The organism is Pseudarthrobacter sp. TE3704 (assembly GCF_056279405.1).
This window is the reverse complement of record NZ_JBWCCJ010000008.1, coordinates 160,480-179,987: the sequence shown is the minus strand read 5'-3', so window position 1 is coordinate 179,987 and position 19,508 is coordinate 160,480. Positions and strand designations below refer to the sequence as shown.

The window sequence follows — 19,508 nt, the reverse complement described above, 5'->3', positions numbered from 1 at the left end:
AGCGCAAAGGGAACCCCATGGCCGCGGTTACGGTGGACGACATCCTCTCGGATCTCCCCCTGGGTTTCGCCAGCCTCATCCTGCGGCCCGGCCCGGCCGGCGCTGCCATCGAACGGTTCCTCATCCTGGACGCCGACGATGAAGCCGCCGACGCCGGCGGGGCCTTTGTCCTCCTGATCGGCGTGCGGGGTCGTTCCGCGCTGCCCGCGCTCCGCAGGCTCCTGCGGAACCCGCCGCCGGTGGTTGCCGTCAAAGGCAGCCGCGAAGACCTCGCCGAAGCCGAAGAACTGCTCCAGACCGCCGGTACCGGGCTGCTCCTGGTGGATCCGGGGGCCGACTGGGACCGGCTGCTGTCCATCGCCAAGGACCGCATCCAGCCGCCCAGCTACCAGAGCGAAGTCCTCACGCTGCTGGAAGAGGACCTTTTTGCCATCGCCCAGACCACGGCCCGGCTGACCTCAAGCCACGTGGTCATCGAGGATGCCGCCAACAAGGTCCTGGCCTACTCCACCGTCTCAAACGACATCGACGAGCTGCGGAAAGCCTCCATCCTGGCCCGGCGCGGGCCCCGGAAATACGAGCTGCTGCTCAAGGACCTTGGCGCCTACCGCGAACTCCACCGCACCCGGCTGCCGGTCCGTGTTCCGGCCCGGCCGCAGGACGGGCTGCGGGAACGGGTTGCCATCACGCTCTTCGCCGGCGAGCGGATCATGGGCTACATCTGGCTGCAGGAAACCGGGGACGGCTTCGGGCCGGACGTCGACTATGTCCTCACCGGGTCCGCCGCCCGCGTTTCGGCCGAGCTGATCCGCTACCGCAACCAGCAGTCGGTGCACATGCGCGAAGACCGGATCGTCCGGATCCTGTCCGGTCCGGCAGAGGCGGCAGCCAGCGCCCACAGCGAAAAGATCCCGGCGGAGCACCCGGCCGCGCTGATCCTCATCGGCATGTCCGACGCCCAATCCCAGGCCGACGACGCCGCACTCAAGCACGGCGAACTGGCCAACCTCGCCTCCATCCATGCCGCTGCCTACAAGGCGTCCGCCGTCGTCGGGCAGTTCAACGGGGACACCGCCGTCATTGTCCCGGGCCTGCAGTCGGCTGCCGTGGAACCGGGGCTGCGCACGCTTGCCGAGGCCATTGTCCGGGACGCCCGCAAGCATCTGGGCATCAGTCCCTTCGCGGCCATCAGCCCGGTGGTGCCGAACCTGCTGACCATCCACTCGGCCACCCGGATCACCGAGGCCCTGCTGGCTTGCGTTGCCACGTCACCGGACGCCGCCGTGGCAACCGTGGACGACTTCGAAGGCGAAATCCTGTTCCGCGAAGCCGTCACGAACTTCACCTCCTCGCCCTTCCGCCACCGCAGCCTGGCGGCGCTGCTCCAGGGGGACGCCGAACTCGCCGAAACCCTGCGGGTGTACTTTGACGCGTCGTTCGACGTTGCCGAGTGTGCACGGCGCCTGGCCCTTCACAAAAACACCGTCTATTACCGCGTCAGCAAGGCCGCCCGCTCCACGGGCCTTGACTTCGGCAACCCGCGCGACGCGCTGGTGGCCATGCTCCACCTCCAGGAATGGGCTGCTGCGCACAACGATCGATCAGGCAGGAAATGACCACACTTCTCGAGGCCCCGCCGCTTGGCCCGCTGCTCGATGACATCGTCCGCAGCCACCGCCCCCGGCAGGAGTCCGGCACTGTCCCCACCAACATCCCGTTCCTGGCGAACGTGCCTTTCGACAGCTTCGGGATAGCCGTTGCCACCACCGGCGGCGAAGTCTTCAGCTCCGGCGACGCGCACGTCCCCTTCTCCATCCAGAGCATCTCCAAGGTTTTTACGCTGGCCATGGCGCTCCAGGGGAGCAGCCCGGGAAGCCTCTGGTCCCGGGTCCTGCGCGAACCGTCCGGAACATCCTTCAACTCCCTGGTGCAGCTGGAGGTTGAGCACGGCATCCCGCGCAATCCCTTCATCAACGCGGGCGCGCTGGTGGTAACCGACCACCTGATGGAAGAAACGTCCGACGCCGCCGCGCAGCTTCTGCGGTTCGTCACCGAACAGGCGGGAAACGGCCAGGCGGGGAGCAGACCGGGGGCAGGTTCCGGGGCAGCGGGGCCCTTTATCGACGAGGCCGCCGCGGCCAGCGAATTGGCCCGCAGCAGCCGCAACCTCGCCCTGGCCCACTTCCTGAAGGACTTCGGCAACCTTCGGCGCCCGGCCGAAGCCGTGGTTCACAACTATGTCCGGCAGTGCTCCATCATGATGACCTGCGTTGAACTGGCCAGGGCCGGACTGTTCCTTGCCAACAACGGCCAGGGCACGCAAGGAACCGTCCTGTCCAGGAGCGAGGCGAAACGGATCGGGTCCATCATGCTCACCTGCGGCATGTATGACGCCGCGGGCGAGTTCGCCTACCGTGTGGGCCTGCCCGGCAAAAGCGGCGTGGGCGGCGGCGTCCTGGTCATCGTCCCGGGCCAGTGCGCCATCTGCGTCTGGAGCCCGCGCCTGGACGCCAAGGGCAATTCCCTGGCCGGCACCGCGGCCCTGGCTGATCTTTCGGACCGCACCGGCTGGTCCGTTTTCTAGGTTTCCCCCGCTGCACTCCCCACAGCTTCTTTCCCCAACCAGCAGGATCTTCTCCGTATCGAAAGGATCACCCATGCCCAACAACCCCAATGACGAGGTTGAGATTTCCCAGCTTGACGGCGGCCACGCCCATGCTTCCGAGTCGGCATTGCATGCCGAGGACAAGGGTTACCACAAGAACCTCAAACCCCGGCAGATCCAGATGATCGCAATCGGCGGTGCGATCGGTACCGGCCTGTTCCTGGGCGCCGGCGGGCGGCTGAACGCCGCGGGCCCGTCGCTGGTCATCGCGTACGCGGTCTGCGGGTTCTTCGCGTTCCTGATCCTCCGGGCCCTGGGCGAACTCGTCCTCCACCGCCCCTCCTCCGGCTCGTTCGTCTCCTACGCCCGGGAATTCTTCGGCGAAAAAGCCGCGTTCGTCTCCGGCTGGTTCTACTGGATCAACTGGGCCACCACCACCATCGTGGACATCACCGCCGCGGCCCTGTACATGAACTTCTTCGGCAACTACATCCCCTGGATGGCAGCGGTCCCGCAATGGGCCTGGGCCCTGATCGCCCTGGTCGTGGTCCTGGCCCTGAACCTGGTCTCGGTCAAGGTCTTTGGCGAAATGGAATTCTGGTTCGCCCTGATCAAGGTCGCCGCCCTGGTCATCTTCCTCATCGTGGGCACCTACTTCGTCATCTTCGGTACCCCCGTGGACGGCCAACAGGTCGGCTTCAGCCTCATCTCCGATAACGGCGGGATCTTCCCCAACGGCCTGCTGCCCATGATCATCCTCATGCAGGGCGTCCTGTTCGCCTACGCCTCCATCGAACTGGTCGGCACCGCCGCCGGCGAAACCGAAAACCCCGAAAAAATCATGCCCAAGGCCATCAATTCCGTGGTCTTCCGCATCGCCGTGTTCTACGTCGGCTCCGTCATCCTCCTGGCCCTGCTGCTCCCGTACACCTCCTACGAAAAAGGCGTCAGCCCCTTCGTGACCTTCTTCGGCTCCATCGGCATCCAGGGCGTGGACGTCATCATGAACCTCGTGGTTCTCACCGCCGCCCTGTCCTCCCTGAACGCCGGGCTCTACTCCACCGGCCGGATCCTGCGCTCCATGTCCGTCAACGGCTCCGCCCCCAAGTTCGCGTCCCGGATGAACAAAGCAGGCGTCCCCTACGGCGGCATCGCCATCACCGCAGGCGTCTCCCTCCTGGGCGTCCCGCTGAACTACCTCGTTCCCGCCGACGCCTTCGAAATCGTCCTCAACGTCGCCTCCGTGGGCATCATCATGACCTGGGCCACCATCGTCCTGTGCCAGATCCAACTCCACCGCTGGTCAAACAAGGGCTGGCTCAAACGCCCCTCCTTCCGCATGTTCGGCGCCCCCTACACCGGCTACCTCTCCGTCCTCTTCCTGGTAGGCGTGCTGGTCATGGTCTTCATCGAATCGCCCCTGACCATGCTCGTCACCGCCATCGCCTCGATCCTGATGGTCTTCGGCTGGTACGCCTGCCGCAAACGCATCCGCGACATCGCCGAAACCCGCGAAGGCTACACCGGCACCGCACCCGTCATCGCCAACCGCACGCCCATCTCTTGAATTCGCCACATTCGTCTCCAGCCCGCCCTCAACAAAAGAAAGACCATGACACCTGAGTCCCAGTCCACCGTGACCACCTCCCCCACCCCGCCCTCCGCCGTCGTCCTCCACGAGGACGGCGCGCTGCAGGCGCGGCCCAACGTCCCCAACGCACCACTCAAATCCGCCGGCCACGTCATCGTCGATTCGCTCGCGGCCCACGGCGTGGAGCGCACGTACGTGGTTCCGGGCGAAAGCTTCCTGGACGTCCTGGACGGCCTGCACCATTCGGACATCGAGACCGTCGTGTGCCGGCACGAGGGCGGCGCCGCCTACATGGCCGAGGCCGACGGCAAGATGCAGCAACGCCCCGGCGTCGCCATGGTGACCCGCGGGCCGGGCGCGGCGAACGCCCATGTAGGTCTGCACACGGCGTGGCAGGACTCAACGCCCATGCTGCTCTTTGTAGGCCTCATCCCCTTCGCACACCGCGACCGCGAAGCATTCCAGGAGTTCGACATCAAGGCCTGGTTCGATACCGGTGCCAAGCGCGTGATGGTCCTGGACCATGCCGAGCGGGCATCCGAAATCGTGGCCGAAGCAATGTTCGCAGCCATGAGCGGCCGGCCGGGACCGGTGGTGGTGGGCCTGCCGGAGGACATCATCCGGCAACAGATCAACCCGGCCCTGCACCCCGCCATCCCGGTTGCCGCAGGCGGCATGAGCAGGACGGACGCCGCGGCCTTGGAAGCTGCGCTGACGGAATCGAAAAAACCGCTCTTCGTCACGGGGGGCAACGACTGGAGCCAGGAAGCAGCCGACGAGCTCACCGGCTGGCTGGAGCGGCACCACATCCCGGCAGCGGCAGAATGGCGCACCCAGGGAACCGTGTCATTCGATTCCCCCTCCTATGTGGGCCCGATTGGCTATGGCCGCCCGCGCCCCACCTATGACCTGCTGGAGGAAACGGACCTGCTGGTATTCGTGGGCACGGTGCCGGGCGACGTTATTACGGACGGTTTTGTCTGCCGGCAGGACTGGAACAAGAAAAACTTCCTGGTCACCGTCGACCCGTCCCTTCGTGGCCGGTCCGGTCCGGTGTCGCGGCAGATCCTGGCCAAGCCGGAAGCGTTTGTGCGTGAACTGGCGGACATCAGCCTCCCTGTGAAGGAGGAGTGGAAGGCCTGGACCGGCCGAATGCGCGCCGAGCAGGAGCAGTTCGCCGCGCTTCCCCCAGCGGCGCCTGCACCGGGCCAGGCACGGATGGACACGCTGATGGCGAACCTGGTGCCGCGGCTGCCCAAGGATGCGATGGTGACGTTCGGGGCGGGCGAGCACACCAACTGGGCCCACCGGTACTTTCCCACCCGCCGCTACGCGTCCATGATCAGCGCCCGCAACGGCTCCATGGGCTACTCCGTCCCGTCGGCCATCGCGGCATCCCTGGCTGAACCACGACGGCGGGTGGTCACCATCGCCGGGGACGGCGAGTTCCTGATGAACGGGCAGGAGCTGGCCACGGCGGCGCAGTACGGCGCCACTCCGCTGGTGATTGTTATGGACAACCAGGAATACGGCACCATCCGCACCCACCAGGAGCGGCACTACCCGGAACGGGTGTCCGGCACCCAGCTGAAGAACCCCGACTTTGGCCTCATGGCCCGGGCCTTCGGCGGTTTTGGCATCACGGTTACCGAGGACAAGGATGTTGCGGCAGCACTGGACGCGGCGCTGGCAGCCATCGACGGGGACGGCGTGTTCGCGCTGATCCACCTGGTGGTGGCGCAGCGGGTCAAGGCGTACTAGCCACTCAAGGCGTACTGAAGAACCGCACGCTGAACGCGTGCCACAGGGAAAGCGGACAGCGCGAGGAGGTCCCGGCGTCGTCCGCTTTCCCTGCCGGCCGCCGGCTAAAGCCGGTCTGACCTGTCGTCGCCGCCCTTGTGGCCTGCCCCGCGGAGGTTTTCCTGGACCTTGCCAAACAGGTCCTTGATGGTGGATTCGGCGTTGGTCATGACGTCCACCTGCAGGTAGACGTCATGTGTGAGGGGAAGATCGTACTCATCCTTCAGGTGCGTGCCGCCCGCCACCCCGTCCAGGGACAGGTAGACCATTGCCTCGGTCCGGGCGATCCCGGCGATCCTGCCGAAGACAACGGTGAACTCGTTCGGCTGAAAGCTGACGGTGTGGCCAATATGGGAACGGTCCAGCTCACCTGCGGGAACGGCCTTCTCTGACTGGCTTCCGGTGTAGTCCATGAACTTCTCCTTCAATCGCCTGGCACTTACGCAGGCAGTCTAGCGCCCCGCTCCTTTTGGCTGGCTTGGGTGCCTGCTGGAGGGCTGCACAAACAGGCAGCGGAGGCCGTGGTCAGTCCTCCATTGAAGCCGCGGGCCCGGCACCTGTTTGATGGCAGGAAGCGGTGGTAAGGCCGCTGCCGTAAACCGAAGGAAAAAACCGTGACTTCAATGGCGAACCGCGTCACAAGCCCTGCGCGCTGGGACGATGTCGAAATTGGCGACAACGTCGAACTTCGACGGAATGATGCCCCCGTCTTCGCCGGACTGGTGGATGCCCGCACGGAAGACGGCGACGTGGTGTGGGTTGTCGCCCTTGGCGGAGGACGCCGGTTGTTTCACATCGCCGACGGCTACCACCTGACGGCGGCACCGGCGTGACGCAGAGCTGCCCGGAGGACTGCCACTACTGCCGGGGCCCGGAGACGGACTGAGGCACTGGTCGCGGGGCACTGGCTGATGTGGATGCCGAGTGACGCGGGTCCTGGCTGACTTGGGTGCCGCGGCCGGTCCTGCCAGACTGGCACCAGCCCAGCAGCCAACCGCCAGGAGACCCCATGGCCCCGCACAGCACCCCCGCCTTCGGCACCAACCGGTTCACGGATCTCCTGGGGATCGACCTTCCGGTGGTCCTGGGCCCCTTCGGCGGCGCTTCCTCCGTCCAGCTCACCGCGGCAGTGAGCGACGGCGGCGGGCTGGGTTCCTACGGCCTGTACGGTTACGACGGCGAGGCGATCCACCGGACCGCGGCGGACCTTCGCGCTGCCACGGCCAAACCCTTCGCACTCAATTTATGGGTGCCCACCGGCAGTGAGGCCACGTCCGTGCCGCAGGCTGACTTCGACCGCTACGTCGATGGCCTCAAACCTTACTTCGAGGAGCTCGGCATTCCGCTGCCGCAGATGCCGGCCCGGTACCTTGCCGACTACGACGAACAGGTGGAGGCCACGCTGGAAGCCCGGCCCGCCGTCGTCAGTTTTGTGTTCGGTGTCCCCGCTCCCGAGGTTGTGGAAAAAGCACACCGGCGCGGCATCAAGATCCTCGGCACCGCCACCACCGTTGATGAGGCAGTTGCCCTTGAGGAAGGCGGAGTGGACGCCGTCGTGGCCAGCGGGATGGAGTCCGGAGGCCATCGCGTTTCCTTCCTGAAGCCGGCCGAAGAATCGCTGGTGGGAACCTTCGCCCTCATCCCCCAGGTGGTGGATGCCGTGGCAATTCCGGTCATTGCGGCCGGCGGAATCGCCGACCGGCGCGGATTTGCCGCTGCCCGGGCCCTCGGCGCCGACGCCGTGCAGGTGGGCACGGCGTTCCTGGCAACGCGCGAATCGGCCGCCGTCCCCGCTTACCGCGCAGTACTCCGCAGCCCCGATGCCGGCCGCACTGTACTCACCCGTGCAATGAGCGGCAGGCTGGCCCGCGGCATCCCCAACCGCGTCGTCACAGAACTGGCCGACTCCCCATCCGTCGCACCGTTCCCGGTCCAAAACTGGCTCACAGGCCGCTTCCGGCCCGAGGCCGCTGCGCAGGGAAAAACCGAGCTGATGTCCCTCTGGGCTGGCCAGTCCGCACGCCTGATCCGGCATGACACCGCCGCGGACGTCCTGGCCGAACTGCTGGCCGGCGTCCCCGGCCAGTTATCCACTTAGACCCCATCCCGGCAGGTTTGTACGGCGAATCCCCGATAGTATCTGGTGGACCGAAAACATGGCCTGGACCGCAGTTCTGCCCCCGGCAGTTCCGCATCTGCCCGGAGAGGATTAGCCGTGCCAACGCATCGCCCGCGGACTCCCTTCCACGTCTTCCGTTCCTCCGCGCTGGCAACCGGCATCCTCACCCTTGCGGCGGGGGCGCACCTTGCCGGCGGCGCTCAGCTGCCCGCCCCCGGGATCCTGCTGGCAGTTCTGGCACTGACCGTCCTCGTCAGCACCGCAGCCACACGGCTGCGGCTCGCCTTCCCCGCGATGGCAGCTCTCCTCGGCGCCGGCCAGCTTGTGCTGCACGAGCTGTTCACTGCGTTCGGCCGCCCGGGTTTGGCGGCAGCACCGGGGTTCCGAATGGACGGCCACCAGCACGGCGGGAGCCACGCAGCCTCAGCGGAACTGGCTGCCCTGGCCGCGCACCTGAGCCCTGCAGACCCCCGCTCGGCGCCGCTAATGCTGGCGGCCCACGCAATGGCAACACTCGGCTGCGCGCTCCTGCTCGCCAGGGGTGAGGCGGCCCTCTGGGCCCTCGCCGCCTGGCTTCGCCCGCTGGCCGCCCTCCCCCAGGCCGTAACGCCCAGCGCTGATAGCCCCGTTGCCGAAACTTTTCCGCCCGACGCCGTGCCCCGGCGTCCCTGGCGCAATCTCCGGCAGGACAACCGGCGCGGCCCGCCTTCCGCCGTCGTTCTCCCGTCCTGAACCGCACCCGGATACCTGCCGGCCGCGGCCCCCACTTCCTGCACGCCCGGTTCCGGGCATGCATCCGAAAGGCAACCCCATGAACACCCACCCCCTTCGCCGTACCCAGATGCGGCGTCCCCTGAACCACCGTTTCCTGATGCACCGTTCCCTGATGCACCGTTCCCTGGCCGCCGCCGCTGCAACCGGCGGCGCCGCAGCCCTGCTGCTGGCAGCAGCGGGCGGAGCCGCGGCACACGTCGGCGTCACACCTGACAAGACCTCAGCCAACTCCTACGCCCTGTTGACCTTCGCGATTCCGCACGGCTGCGAGGAGTCCGGCACCACCAAGGTGGCAATTACCCTGCCATCGGAACTCAACGACGCCCAGCCCACGGTCAACCCCAACTGGACGGTCGAAAAGGTGACGGAGCAGCTTCCCGAGCCTCAAAAGCTCGCGGACGGCACGTCCATCACCAAGCGGACCAGCCAGATTGTCTACACCGCCAAGGCGCCCCTCCCCCACGAACTCCGGGACGCCCTGGTCCTGTCCGTGAAACTCCCCGACTCAGCCGGGACAACCCTGCACTTTCCCACCCTCCAGACCTGCGAAGTGGGCCAGACGGACTGGTCGGAGATCGCGAAGGACGGCGAGGACCCGCACTCCCTCAAGGCCCCCGCCCCGGCCATCACCATCACGGAGGCGGCTAACGCTGCCGGCCATGGCGAGGGCTCCGCCAGCCCGGCATCGCACTCCACCGAGCAGGCCGCGGCCGTCACGGACAGCGGAGCCGAGGCCCGCAGCTGGGCAGGACTCGCGGCCGGCATCGGCGGCCTGGCACTGGGCGGGGCAGCCCTGCTGCGCAGCGGTGCCCGTAACAAAGCAACGGCCGGCGCCGCCGGAAAGTAGGCGGCCCGCGGCACCAAAACCGGTGCCGCACTAACGGCCCCTTTGATGCCCGGATCATCACGATCCGGGCATCAAATGCGCGCCAGGCACACCGCATCGTTGACGCGGCCAGCGGCTGCCGCGAAGGTGGTGCCATGAGGTCTCAGAAAATTTTCCAGGGGATAGCCGTGTCGACGGCGGCCGCAGCTGCCGCCCTGATGCTTACAGCGTGCGGGCCCAGCAGCACGCCGCAAGCGCAAACCACCACGACGGCGCCGGGCACCGGCTCAGCCAGCCCGGAGGCGCCGTCCGCGTCACCGCCGTCGTCCGCAGCGCCGTCGTCCGCGCCGTCCACCCCTGCACCGGCAACCTCCACCCCGGCGTCACCGGGGCTGTGCAAGGCGGCGGCACTGTCCGCCGCCACCGATGCATCAGGCGGAGGCGCCGCCGGCAGCGTCTACATGAAGCTCAACCTGACCAACACCGGCCCTGAATCCTGCATCCTTAAGGGCTTCCCCGGTGTATCCCTGGCCGCGGACAACGCCGGCGCTCCCATCGGTGCGCCCGCCACCCGCGACGAATCTGCCCCTGTTGTGGACGTCCTCCTGGCCCCGGGCCAGACGGGCTCCGCGGTGCTGCGCTATACCCAGGCCGGAAACTACACCGACTGCGCCATGGTGGACGCCGCGGGCTACCGGATCTACCCGCCGGAGGACACCGCGTCCCTGTTCCTGCCGCAGCCCACCAAGGCATGCAGCAACGCCGGCATCACGCTACTGAGCATCGGCGCGTTCCAGCCGGCCTAGCGCCTTTCCTGTCCATACGCGAAAACGACCGCAGGCGGTCCGGCATGTAGCCGGGCCGCCTGCAGTGAAATGTCCGCCGCCAGGCACGCTGTCGCTGCCTGGTCCGATGGTCCTGGTTCTTGATTCCTCGTTGGATGATTCCTGGTGCGGCGCTTTTCTAGTGCGCCGTGGTGGTGCGGCCGGCACGTGCCGTGCCCCGGGACAGGGCGAGGCCCAGGCCCAGCATGCCGACACCCAGGATGAAGTGCAGCCAGTTGTCCGCCATGTTGACAGGGACGAAGTTGGCCGGGGTGTCCAGGCCGATCAGCAGGCCGTAAAGCCACAGCACCAGGTAGATGGCACCGCCAATAACCAGGTAGTTCCTGGACTGGGCGGCACTGCGGGCCATGGCGATACCGGCTGCGCCGAAGAGCAGGTGGACGATGTTGTGCAGCACTGACACCTGGAAGATGCCCAGCAGCAGGGCCCCGGATCCATGCCCCGCGAAGCTCATGGTCTCGTAGTTGGTGGTGATTCCGGGGATGAATCCCAGGATGCCTACCAGGAGGAAGACCGCTCCCACGGCGAGGGCTGCCTTTTGAATGTTTGTCCGGCCTACGGTTCGACCGTCGGAACTCATGCTTGTCATGGTTTCTCCTGCTATTTGTCGAAAACGTTCACATCATGGCTGCCGGGCTGTGCCTGACCATAGACTTAAACCCCGACAAGGTAAGTATACTTATCAAGTGCGCCACGGATAGGTCAGGGTATATAACAGACCCATCACAAACTGGCCCCCCACCAGCGGATTTATTACCGGAGGCAGGTTGAGCTCATGACGTCGATTTGGTTGGACCGCAGCGAAACGTTCACTTCTGATCCGTTTGAGCCCGACAGCAAGTACGACACCGTGGTGGCAGGGGCCGGGCTGACCGGCCTGGTCACCGCCTTGCTGTTGGCGCGCTCCGGACAGAAGGTACTGGTGATCGAGGCGCGCTTCCCCGGAGCTGTGACCACCGGGAACACCACCGCCAAAGTGACCCTGCTGCAAGGGACCTTCCTGTCCCAGCTCGCCCGCCAGTACTCCGCCAAACAGGTCCAGGCGTATGTTGATGCGAACCGTGAAGGCCAGGCGTGGCTGCTGCGCTACCTGGACGAACACCAGGTGCCTTACCAGCGCCGGGACGCCTACACCTACGCCGCCACCCCGCAGGGCACCGAGAAACTGCGGGAGGAGGTCAGTGCCGGCACCACCGCCGGACTGGACATGGAGTACGTGCGCGACGCCGGCCTTCCCTTTGCCGTGCACGGCGCCGTCCGGCTCCCTGACCAGGCCCAGATCAACCCGATGCAGGTCCTGGACACACTGATGGCGGACATCCGGAGCCGCGGGGGCAGCATCGTCAGCGGGGTGCGCCTGCGGGACGTCACCGGCGACATTCCCTCAGCCGTGAAGACGGACCGCGGCAGCGTGCGGGCGGACCGGGTGGTGCTCGCCACCGGCGTCCCCGTCCTTGACCGGGGCCTGTACTTCGCCAAGCTGAAGCCGAGCCGTTCCTACGCCGCAGCACTTCAGCTGCAGGAAGGGCAGGAGCCGCCTCCGGGCATGTACATCTCGGTGGAGCAGCCCACCCACTCGCTCCGGGACTTCGAGCACAACGGCCGCAGGCTCCTGCTGGTGGGCGGCCACGGGCACCACGTGGGCCGTGCACAATCGGAAAAAGCCCACCTTGCCGGGCTGCTCGACTGGTCCCGGCAGCACTACCCGGGTGCGGTCACCACGCATACATGGTCCGCCCAGGATTACATGGCCACCAACCTGATGCCGTTCTTCGGCAAGCTCCCCCGGGGTAAAGGGCACGTCTATTTCGGCACGGGCTACAACAAATGGGGCATGACCAACGCCGTTGCGGCAGCGGTGGGAATCTCAGCGGATATCCTGGGCGGCCAGGTGCCGTGGGCGGATACCATCCACCACCGGGTCACGTCCCCCTCCGGCGCACTCTCCGCGGTGGCACTCAATGCCGGAGTTGCCGCCAAGCTTGCGTCCGGCTGGGGGCAGCTGGCGGCGGAAGGGCTGAAAACCGAAGGCACCAAGGCGCTGAAGAAGGGCAAGGAGCAACCTGCGCCCCCGGCGGCGCCGGTGGTGCCTGCGGAAGGCCAGGGCGAGGTTTACCGGGAGGGAACGCGGCCCGTAGCTGCCTCGACCGTGGAGGGGACCACGTGCAAGCTGTCTGCTGTCTGCACCCACCTGGGCGGCATCGTGCACTGGAACGACAGTGAACTGACGTGGGACTGCCCCCTGCACGGTTCCCGGTTCAGCAGTGAGGGCAAGCTCCTGGAGGGCCCGGCCACCCGGGACCTCCCCCGGGCCGGAAAGGCTTGAGCGGGCGTTCCGGAGGCGCCGGCATCCCTGTCGGTGCCTTGGGGCATGATGGAGGCATGAACCAGGAACAGCCTTCCGGCAGCGGCGCGGACGCCGGTGCGGCCGCGCCCATGGGCCAGTTCAGCAGGCCCACCCGCGACTGGTTCCTGGGCGCCTTTTCCGAGCCCACCCCCGCGCAGGCAGGGGCATGGAACGCCATCTCCTCGGGCTCCCACGCGCTCGTGGTCGCCCCTACGGGTTCGGGCAAAACGCTTGCCGCTTTCCTCTGGGCCCTGGACCGGCTCCTCTCCTCTGCAGCAGCAAGCCCCGAACCCGAAGCTGCCGGTCCCGCGGTTTCTGCCGCCGGGTCAAAGGGAGCAGCAAAGGGCCGGCGCCCGCGGGCTCCCAAGCGGAAAACCCGGGTCCTCTACATTTCGCCGCTGAAGGCGCTGGGCGTGGACGTGGAGCGGAACCTCCGCTCCCCGCTCATCGGCATCACGCAGACCGCCAAGCGCCTGGGACTGCCCGCGCCGCTGATCACCGTGGGAGTCCGGTCCGGGGACACCACCACGTCGGACCGGCGGGCGCTGCTCAGCAACCCGCCGGACATCCTGATCACCACACCCGAGTCCCTGTTCCTGATGCTGACGTCCCGGGCCCGCGAGACCCTCACCGAGGTGGACACCATCATCGTTGACGAGGTCCACGCCGTGGCGGGAACCAAGCGCGGCGCGCATCTCGCCGTCTCCCTTGAACGGCTGGATGCCCTGCTGCCCAAACCCGCCCAGCGGATCGGGCTCTCCGCCACCGTGGAACCGCGGGAGCTCGTGGCCCAGTTCCTGGCGGGCATGGCGCCGGTGGAAATCGTTGCGCCGCCCGCGCAGAAGAACTGGGACCTTACGGTCTCGGTCCCTGTGGAGGACATGTCCGACCTCCAGGGCGCGGCCGGGGCCTTCGATTCGGGTCCTGCCTCCGGCCTCCAGCCCCAGGCGTCCATCTGGCCGCACGTGGAGGAGAAGATCGTTGACCTGGTGCTTGCCAACCAGTCCACCATCGTCTTCGCCAACTCCCGGCGGCTGTCCGAACGGCTGACTGCCCGCCTGAACGAGATCTACGCCGAACGCCAGCTGGTGGCCGTGGGCGGCGGCTGGGACGATCCCGGCGCGGAAGGGCTGGAAGCCGGCGGTGCCTCCGCGCCTGGCGCCCCGCCGTCGGGCGTTCCAGCCTCCACCGCCACGCCGGCGCACATGATGGCCCAGGCGGGAAGCTCGGCGGGAGCGGATCCGGTGCTCGCCCGGGCCCACCACGGCTCGGTGTCCAAGGACCAGCGGGCGCTCATCGAGGATGACCTCAAATCCGGCCGGCTGCGGTGTGTGGTGGCCACGTCCTCGCTGGAACTCGGCATCGACATGGGCGCCGTGGACCTGGTGGTGCAGGTGGAATCCCCGCCGTCGGTGGCCAGCGGCCTGCAGCGGGTGGGCCGCGCCGGCCACCAGGTGGGGGAAGTTTCCCAGGGTGTGCTGTTCCCCAAGCACCGCGCGGACCTGGTCCACACCGCCATCACGGTGGAACGGATGCTCGGGGGCAAGATCGAGCGGCTCAGCATCCCCGCGAACCCGCTGGATATCCTGGCCCAGCAGACCGTCGCCGCCACCGCACTGGGCAGCATCGATGTCGAGGAATGGTTCAGTACGGTGCGCCGCTCGGCCCCCTTCGCGTCGCTCCCCCGCTCGGCGTTCGAGGCCACCCTTGATCTGCTGGCGGGCCGTTACCCGTCGGACGAATTCGCCGAGCTCCGCCCCCGGATCGTCTGGGACCGCAATGCCGGCACCATCGAAGGGCGGCCGGGTGCCCAGCGCCTGGCCGTCACGTCCGGCGGCACCATCCCGGACCGCGGACTGTTCGGTGTCTACATCATCGGGACCGAGCTTGAGGGCTCGGCGTCGCCGTCCGCCGACGGCAAGCCGGCCCCTGCCCCCAAGGGAGGCCGGCGCGTCGGCGAACTGGACGAGGAGATGGTCTACGAATCCCGGGTCGGGGACGTCTTTGCCCTGGGCGCCACCAGCTGGAAAATCGAGGACATCACGCACGACCGCGTGCTGGTATCGCCCGCCTTCGGCCAGCCCGGCAAGCTGCCTTTCTGGAAGGGCGATTCTCTGGGCCGGCCCGTGGACCTGGGCCGCGCCCTCGGCGCGTTCGTCCGCGAACTCTCCGCGTCGGACACCGGCCCTGCCACCGAGCGCTGCAAAGCGAGCGGCCTGGACGAGTTCGCCGCCAACAACCTGATCCAGTACCTGACGGAACAGAAGCAGGCCACCGAGGTGGTCCCCAGCGACACCACGCTGGTGGTGGAGCGGTTCCACGACGAGCTGGGCGACTGGCGCGTCATCCTGCACAGCCCGTTCGGCATGCCGGTGCACGCTCCGTGGGCCCTCGCCGTCGGGCAGCGCCTGCACCAGCGGTACGGGCTGGACGGCTCGGCCATGGCGGCCGACGACGGCATCGTCCTCCGCGTTCCCATGATGGAGGACGAGCCGCCGGGCGCCGAGCTGTTCCTCTTTGATCCGGAGGAGCTGGAGCAGATTGTCACCGCGGAGGTAGGCGGCAGCGCACTCTTCGCCTCCCGGTTCCGGGAATGCGCCGCCCGGGCCCTGCTGCTCCCCCGCCAGACCCCGGGGAAGCGGCAGCCCCTCTGGCAGCAGCGGCAGCGCTCGGCGCAGTTGCTGGATGTGGCCCGGAAGTACCCCACGTTCCCCATCGTCCTGGAAACCGTCCGGGAATGCCTGCAGGATGTGTACGATCTCCCTGCGTTGAAGGACATCGCAGCCTCCGTGGAACGGCGGGAGCTGCGGATCGTGCAGACCACCACGTCGCAGCCGTCGCCGTTCGCCAAGTCCCTCCTGTTCGGCTACGTGGCCCAGTTCCTGTATGAGGGCGATTCCCCGCTGGCCGAGCGGCGGGCCGCGGCCCTGGCCCTGGATTCCACCCTCCTCAACGAACTCCTGGGACGCGTTGAACTGCGCGAACTCCTGGACGCCAAGGTCATCGAAGCCACCGAACGTGAGCTGCAGCGGCTGGTCCCCGACCGGCGGGCGCGGGGCCTCGAAGGCGTGGCCGACCTGCTGCGGCTGCTCGGTCCGCTGGCGCCGGAGGAGGCTGCGGCACGTCTCCAGGCGGAGGCAGACGCCGACGCGCCGGCCGACGCCGCGCTGGCCGCTGCACACCTGCTTGCGCTGCAGCGCGCCAACCGCGCCATCAAGGTCAATATCGGCGGGGTGGAGCGCTTCGCTGCCGTCGAGGACGCCGCCCGGCTCCGGGATGCCCTCGGCGTCCCGCTGCCCATGGGGGTGCCGCTGGCCTTTATCGAGCCGGTGGCCGATCCACTGGGAGACCTCGTTTCCCGGTACGCCCGGACCCACGGGCCCTTCACCTCAGGTGAGGCGGCAGCGCGGCTGGGACTCGGCGTGGCGGTGGTGGGTACGGCCCTGAAACGGCTCGCCGCGGACGGCCGGGTGGTGGAGGGTGAGTTCCGCCCGCACGCGACGGAGCCGGAAAACACCTCCACCCTTGTTGAAGCGGAGGCCGCGGAAGATTCTGAAACGGCGGTGGATGTCGAACCGGGGCGGGAAGAAGGGCTCCCGTCGCCGGCACCACAGCCCCTCCCTCACACTGCTGTCAGCGAATGGTGTGACGCCGAGGTGCTGCGCAAGCTCCGGCGCCGTTCGCTGGCTGCCCTGCGTGCCGAAGTTGAGCCGGTGGACGCCGCCGCCTACGGGCGTTTCCTGCCCGCCTGGCAGCACGTCAGGGTTCCCGGAACCGGCCGGGGGCAGCCGTCGCTCCGCGGCCTCGACGGCATCGTCACCGCCATCGACCAGCTCTCCGGGGTACCGGTGCCGGCGTCCGCCTGGGAACCGCTCATCCTGGCCAGCCGGGTGTCCAACTACCAGCCGGCCATGCTGGATGAGCTGATGGCTGCCGGGGAAGTTTTGTGGTCCGGCGCCGGGGCTTTGCCGGGGAATGACGGCTGGATCAGCCTGCACCTGGCGGATTCGGCGGAGCTGACCCTGAACCCCGCGCCGGAGTACGAGCCGGGTGACGCCGGGCAGCGCCTCCTGGACCATCTGCGGAACAACGGCGGCGGCTACTTTTTCCGCCAGCTGACGGACGTCGCCGGCGGCATGGACACCGTACTCAGTGACCAGGAGGTGGTGACGGCGCTGTGGGAGCTGGCGTGGGCCGGGCGCGTCACCGGTGACACCTTCGCTCCCGTCCGGGCCCTCATCGCAGGCGGCCACACGGCGCACCGCCAGGTGGCCCGCGCACCACGGGCCCGGGCGCCGCGGCTCAGCAGGCTGGGCCGCTCACACGGTACCGGGCTCATGGGCTCTCCAGGCCTGGCCGGCGGCCGCTACGGCACCTCAGGTGCTGCCGCCACTCCGCCCATGGCCGCTGGCCGCTGGTCTGCGCTTCCTGCACCGGAACTGGACGCCACCATCCATGCCCGCGCCACCGCCGAACTCCTGCTGGACCGCTACGGCGTGGTCACCCGGGGTTCGGTCATGGCGGAACAGATCCTGGGCGGCTTCGGCCTGATGTACAAGGTACTGGCCCGGCTTGAAGAAGCAGGGCGCTGCCGCCGCGGCTACTTCATCGAACACCTCGGGGCTGCCCAGTTCGCCGTTCCGGCCACGGTGGACCGGCTCCGCTCCTACGCGGAGGACACCCAGCTCGCCAAGCCCGATCCCGTCGCTCTGGCACTCGCGGCCACCGACCCCGCCAATCCTTACGGCGCCGCCCTGCCCTGGCCAGCCCTGCAGGATGAGGCCGGCACGGGGCACCGCCCGGGACGCAAGGCAGGGGCCCTTGTTGTCCTGGTGGACGGAGCGTTGGTCCTTTATGTGGAACGCGGAGGGAAGACGCTTTTGGCTTTCAATGACGACGAAGCCGTCCTGGCCGCCGCGGGCGCGGCACTGGTGGGCGTTGTGGCCCGGGGCGCGGTGGACAAGCTGATCATGGAGAAAGTGAACGGGCACGGCATCCTGGACACTCCCGTGGCGGCCGCCCTCAGCTCCGCCGGGGCCTACTCCACGCCGAAGGGATTGCGGATCCGTGCCTGAGGGTGATTCCGTCTGGCGTGCCGCCAACCAACTGCACCAGGCCCTGGCCGGGCAGACCCTGCTGGCCTCCGATTTCCGCGTCCCACGCTTCGCTACCCTGAACCTGGCCGGCTGGACCGTGAGCGAGGTGGTGCCCCGCGGAAAACACCTCCTGATGCGGGTGGTAAGCCCTGATGACAAGAAGCTCACCATCCATTCGCACCTGAAGATGGAGGGAACCTGGCAGGTCTATCCACCCGGCGGCAGGTGGCGCAAACCCGGCTTCACCGCACGGTGCGTCCTGCGCACCAAAGCGGCGGACGCCGTCGGATTTTCCCTGGGCCTGCTGGAAGTCGTGGCCACCGACAAAGAAGACTCCGTTGTGGGGTTCCTCGGCCCGGACCTCCTGGGCCCGGACTGGGACCTGGATGAGGCCGAACGCCGGGTCCGCGCCGCGCCGGACGTTCCCGTGGGAGTGGCCCTCCTGGACCAGCGAAACCTTGCCGGAATCGGCAACATCTACCGGTGCGAGGCCTGCTTCCTCTCCGGCGTGCATCCCGCCACTCCTGTCTCCGGGGTCGAAGATGTGCGGACCATGATGACGGACGCCAAACAGCTGCTGGAAGTCAACCTCGGCCCCGGGCGCCGCGTCACCATCCTCAATGCCCGCGGTTTGCCGGTGGGCAGGATGGCGGGACGTCCCGGGTACTGGGTCTACCGGCGAGAGCACCAGCCGTGCCTCAAATGCGGGACGCCCATCCGCCGCGGCCTGCTGGGCAACCCCAACGGCGACGAAGAGCGCGACATCTACTTCTGCCCCCGGTGCCAGCCGGCTCCGGCGTAATCATGCGCCCTCTGCGCCCGGGCTTAGCGGACGGCGGCGGGAGCGTCCTCGGCAGGTTGCGGCACGGCGGCGGGAACCATGAACAGCGGCAGCAGCAGCTGGACCAGGGGTCCGATGGCGAGCGCGTAGACCACCGTTCCCACGCCCACCGAACCTCCCAGCAGCCAGCCGACGGCCAGGACCGTAATCTCGATGAGGGTGCGGGAAAGGCGGACCGACCACCCGGTACGGCGTGCGAGTCCGGTCATCAGGCCGTCGCGCGCTCCGGGGCCGAAACGGGCACCGATGTAGCAGGCTGAGGCCACGCCGTTCAGCAGGACCGCCCCGGCCAGCATCCCGATCTGGCCGCCCAGGTGGGACAGGGTGGGGATCACGGCCAGCCCGACATCCGCGAACACACCTACCAGGACGGCGTTGCACAGCGTGCCAAAACCAGGCCGTTGGCGCAGGGGTATCCACAGGAGCAGGACCAGGAAGCTCACGATGATCACCACCAGTCCGATGCTCAGGCCGGTCCGGTTGGCCGTGCCCTGATGGAAGACGTCCCAGGGATCCAGTCCCAGGCCGGCCCTGATGAACATGGCAAGGGAAATGCCGTACATGGCAAGGCCGGTAAAGAGCTGGATCAGTCTGCGGGTCATCATGCAGATACTTTCCCACGTAACTGGCATTGAATTGCATAGCCAGTTTGAGATACTGGCCC

15 protein-coding genes are annotated in these 19,508 nt (G+C 67.8%); 12 read left to right on the top strand and 3 right to left on the bottom strand.

Annotated features, from left to right (window positions below):
* The first annotated feature begins 17 nt into the window (after positions 1–17).
* The 4 genes from ACZ9BC_RS19685 to ACZ9BC_RS19670 all read left to right on the top strand — a co-directional run bounded on the left by ACZ9BC_RS19685 (position 18) and on the right by ACZ9BC_RS19670 (position 5,957).
* The gene (locus ACZ9BC_RS19685; protein ID WP_476247400.1) at positions 18–1,616 is read left to right on the top strand and encodes a PucR family transcriptional regulator; all 1,599 of its coding nucleotides are present in this window, start codon (positions 18–20) and stop codon (positions 1,614–1,616) included.
* On the top strand, positions 1,613–2,584 hold the full coding sequence (locus ACZ9BC_RS19680) for a glutaminase (protein ID WP_476247399.1): 972 nt from the start codon (positions 1,613–1,615) through the stop codon (positions 2,582–2,584). Before ACZ9BC_RS19685 ends, ACZ9BC_RS19680 begins: the two co-directional genes overlap by 4 nt.
* A 73-nt stretch (positions 2,585–2,657) precedes the next feature.
* Positions 2,658–4,172, top strand: coding sequence for an amino acid permease (locus ACZ9BC_RS19675; protein ID WP_476247398.1), 1,515 nt, complete (start codon positions 2,658–2,660; stop codon positions 4,170–4,172).
* Between the two features lie 45 nt (positions 4,173–4,217).
* Entirely contained in the window at positions 4,218–5,957 is a 1,740-nt protein-coding gene (locus tag ACZ9BC_RS19670; protein ID WP_476247397.1) for a thiamine pyrophosphate-dependent enzyme, read from the top strand.
* Positions 5,958–6,061: 104 nt separating this feature from the next.
* Here ACZ9BC_RS19670 and ACZ9BC_RS19665 read toward each other — a convergent pair whose 3' ends face one another.
* A complete protein-coding gene (locus ACZ9BC_RS19665) occupies positions 6,062–6,409 on the bottom strand; it encodes a hypothetical protein (protein ID WP_476247396.1) in 348 nt (115 codons plus the stop codon).
* A 210-nt stretch (positions 6,410–6,619) separates the two neighbouring features.
* Here ACZ9BC_RS19665 and ACZ9BC_RS19660 point away from each other — a divergent pair, with 210 nt between their 5' ends.
* From ACZ9BC_RS19660 to ACZ9BC_RS19640, 5 genes are all read left to right on the top strand, one after another.
* Positions 6,620–6,829: a hypothetical protein gene (locus ACZ9BC_RS19660; protein WP_476247461.1), complete on the top strand. Its 210-nt coding sequence runs from the start codon at positions 6,620–6,622 to the stop codon at positions 6,827–6,829.
* Positions 6,830–7,005: 176 nt separating this feature from the next.
* On the top strand, positions 7,006–8,094 hold the full coding sequence (locus ACZ9BC_RS19655) for an NAD(P)H-dependent flavin oxidoreductase (protein ID WP_476247395.1): 1,089 nt from the start codon (positions 7,006–7,008) through the stop codon (positions 8,092–8,094).
* 117 nt (positions 8,095–8,211) lie between these two features.
* On the top strand, positions 8,212–8,847 hold the full coding sequence (locus ACZ9BC_RS19650; RefSeq protein WP_476247394.1) for a hypothetical protein: 636 nt from the start codon (positions 8,212–8,214) through the stop codon (positions 8,845–8,847).
* A 139-nt stretch (positions 8,848–8,986) separates the two neighbouring features.
* Positions 8,987–9,736 (top strand): YcnI family copper-binding membrane protein, encoded by a 750-nt coding sequence (locus tag ACZ9BC_RS19645; RefSeq protein WP_476247460.1) that lies wholly within the window; start codon positions 8,987–8,989, stop codon positions 9,734–9,736.
* Between the two features lie 134 nt (positions 9,737–9,870).
* Positions 9,871–10,521 carry a DUF4232 domain-containing protein gene (locus tag ACZ9BC_RS19640; RefSeq protein WP_476247393.1) on the top strand — a complete coding sequence of 217 codons (651 nt, stop codon included), beginning with the start codon at positions 9,871–9,873 and terminating at the stop codon, positions 10,519–10,521.
* Positions 10,522–10,678: 157 nt separating this feature from the next.
* Here the strand turns inward: ACZ9BC_RS19640 and ACZ9BC_RS19635 are convergent, their stop codons facing one another.
* On the bottom strand, positions 10,679–11,140 hold the full coding sequence (locus ACZ9BC_RS19635; RefSeq protein ID WP_079598175.1) for a DUF4383 domain-containing protein: 462 nt from the start codon (positions 11,138–11,140) through the stop codon (positions 10,679–10,681).
* A 195-nt stretch (positions 11,141–11,335) separates the two neighbouring features.
* Here ACZ9BC_RS19635 and ACZ9BC_RS19630 point away from each other — a divergent pair, with 195 nt between their 5' ends.
* From ACZ9BC_RS19630 to ACZ9BC_RS19620, 3 genes are read left to right on the top strand one after another with little or no spacing between them, the layout of a single operon-like run.
* Positions 11,336–12,886, top strand: a complete 1,551-nt coding sequence (locus ACZ9BC_RS19630; protein ID WP_476247392.1) for an FAD-dependent oxidoreductase — start codon at positions 11,336–11,338, stop codon at positions 12,884–12,886.
* Positions 12,887–12,942: 56 nt separating this feature from the next.
* A complete protein-coding gene (locus tag ACZ9BC_RS19625) occupies positions 12,943–17,982 on the top strand; it encodes an ATP-dependent helicase (protein WP_476247391.1) in 5,040 nt (1,679 codons plus the stop codon).
* On the top strand, positions 17,975–18,805 hold the full coding sequence (locus ACZ9BC_RS19620; RefSeq protein WP_476247390.1) for an Fpg/Nei family DNA glycosylase: 831 nt from the start codon (positions 17,975–17,977) through the stop codon (positions 18,803–18,805). Before ACZ9BC_RS19625 ends, ACZ9BC_RS19620 begins: the two co-directional genes overlap by 8 nt.
* Positions 18,806–18,828: 23 nt before the next feature.
* Here the strand turns inward: ACZ9BC_RS19620 and yczE are convergent, their stop codons facing one another.
* A complete protein-coding gene (gene yczE, locus ACZ9BC_RS19615; RefSeq protein ID WP_476247389.1) occupies positions 18,829–19,449 on the bottom strand; it encodes a membrane protein YczE in 621 nt (206 codons plus the stop codon).
* Positions 19,450–19,508 lie beyond the last annotated feature (59 nt).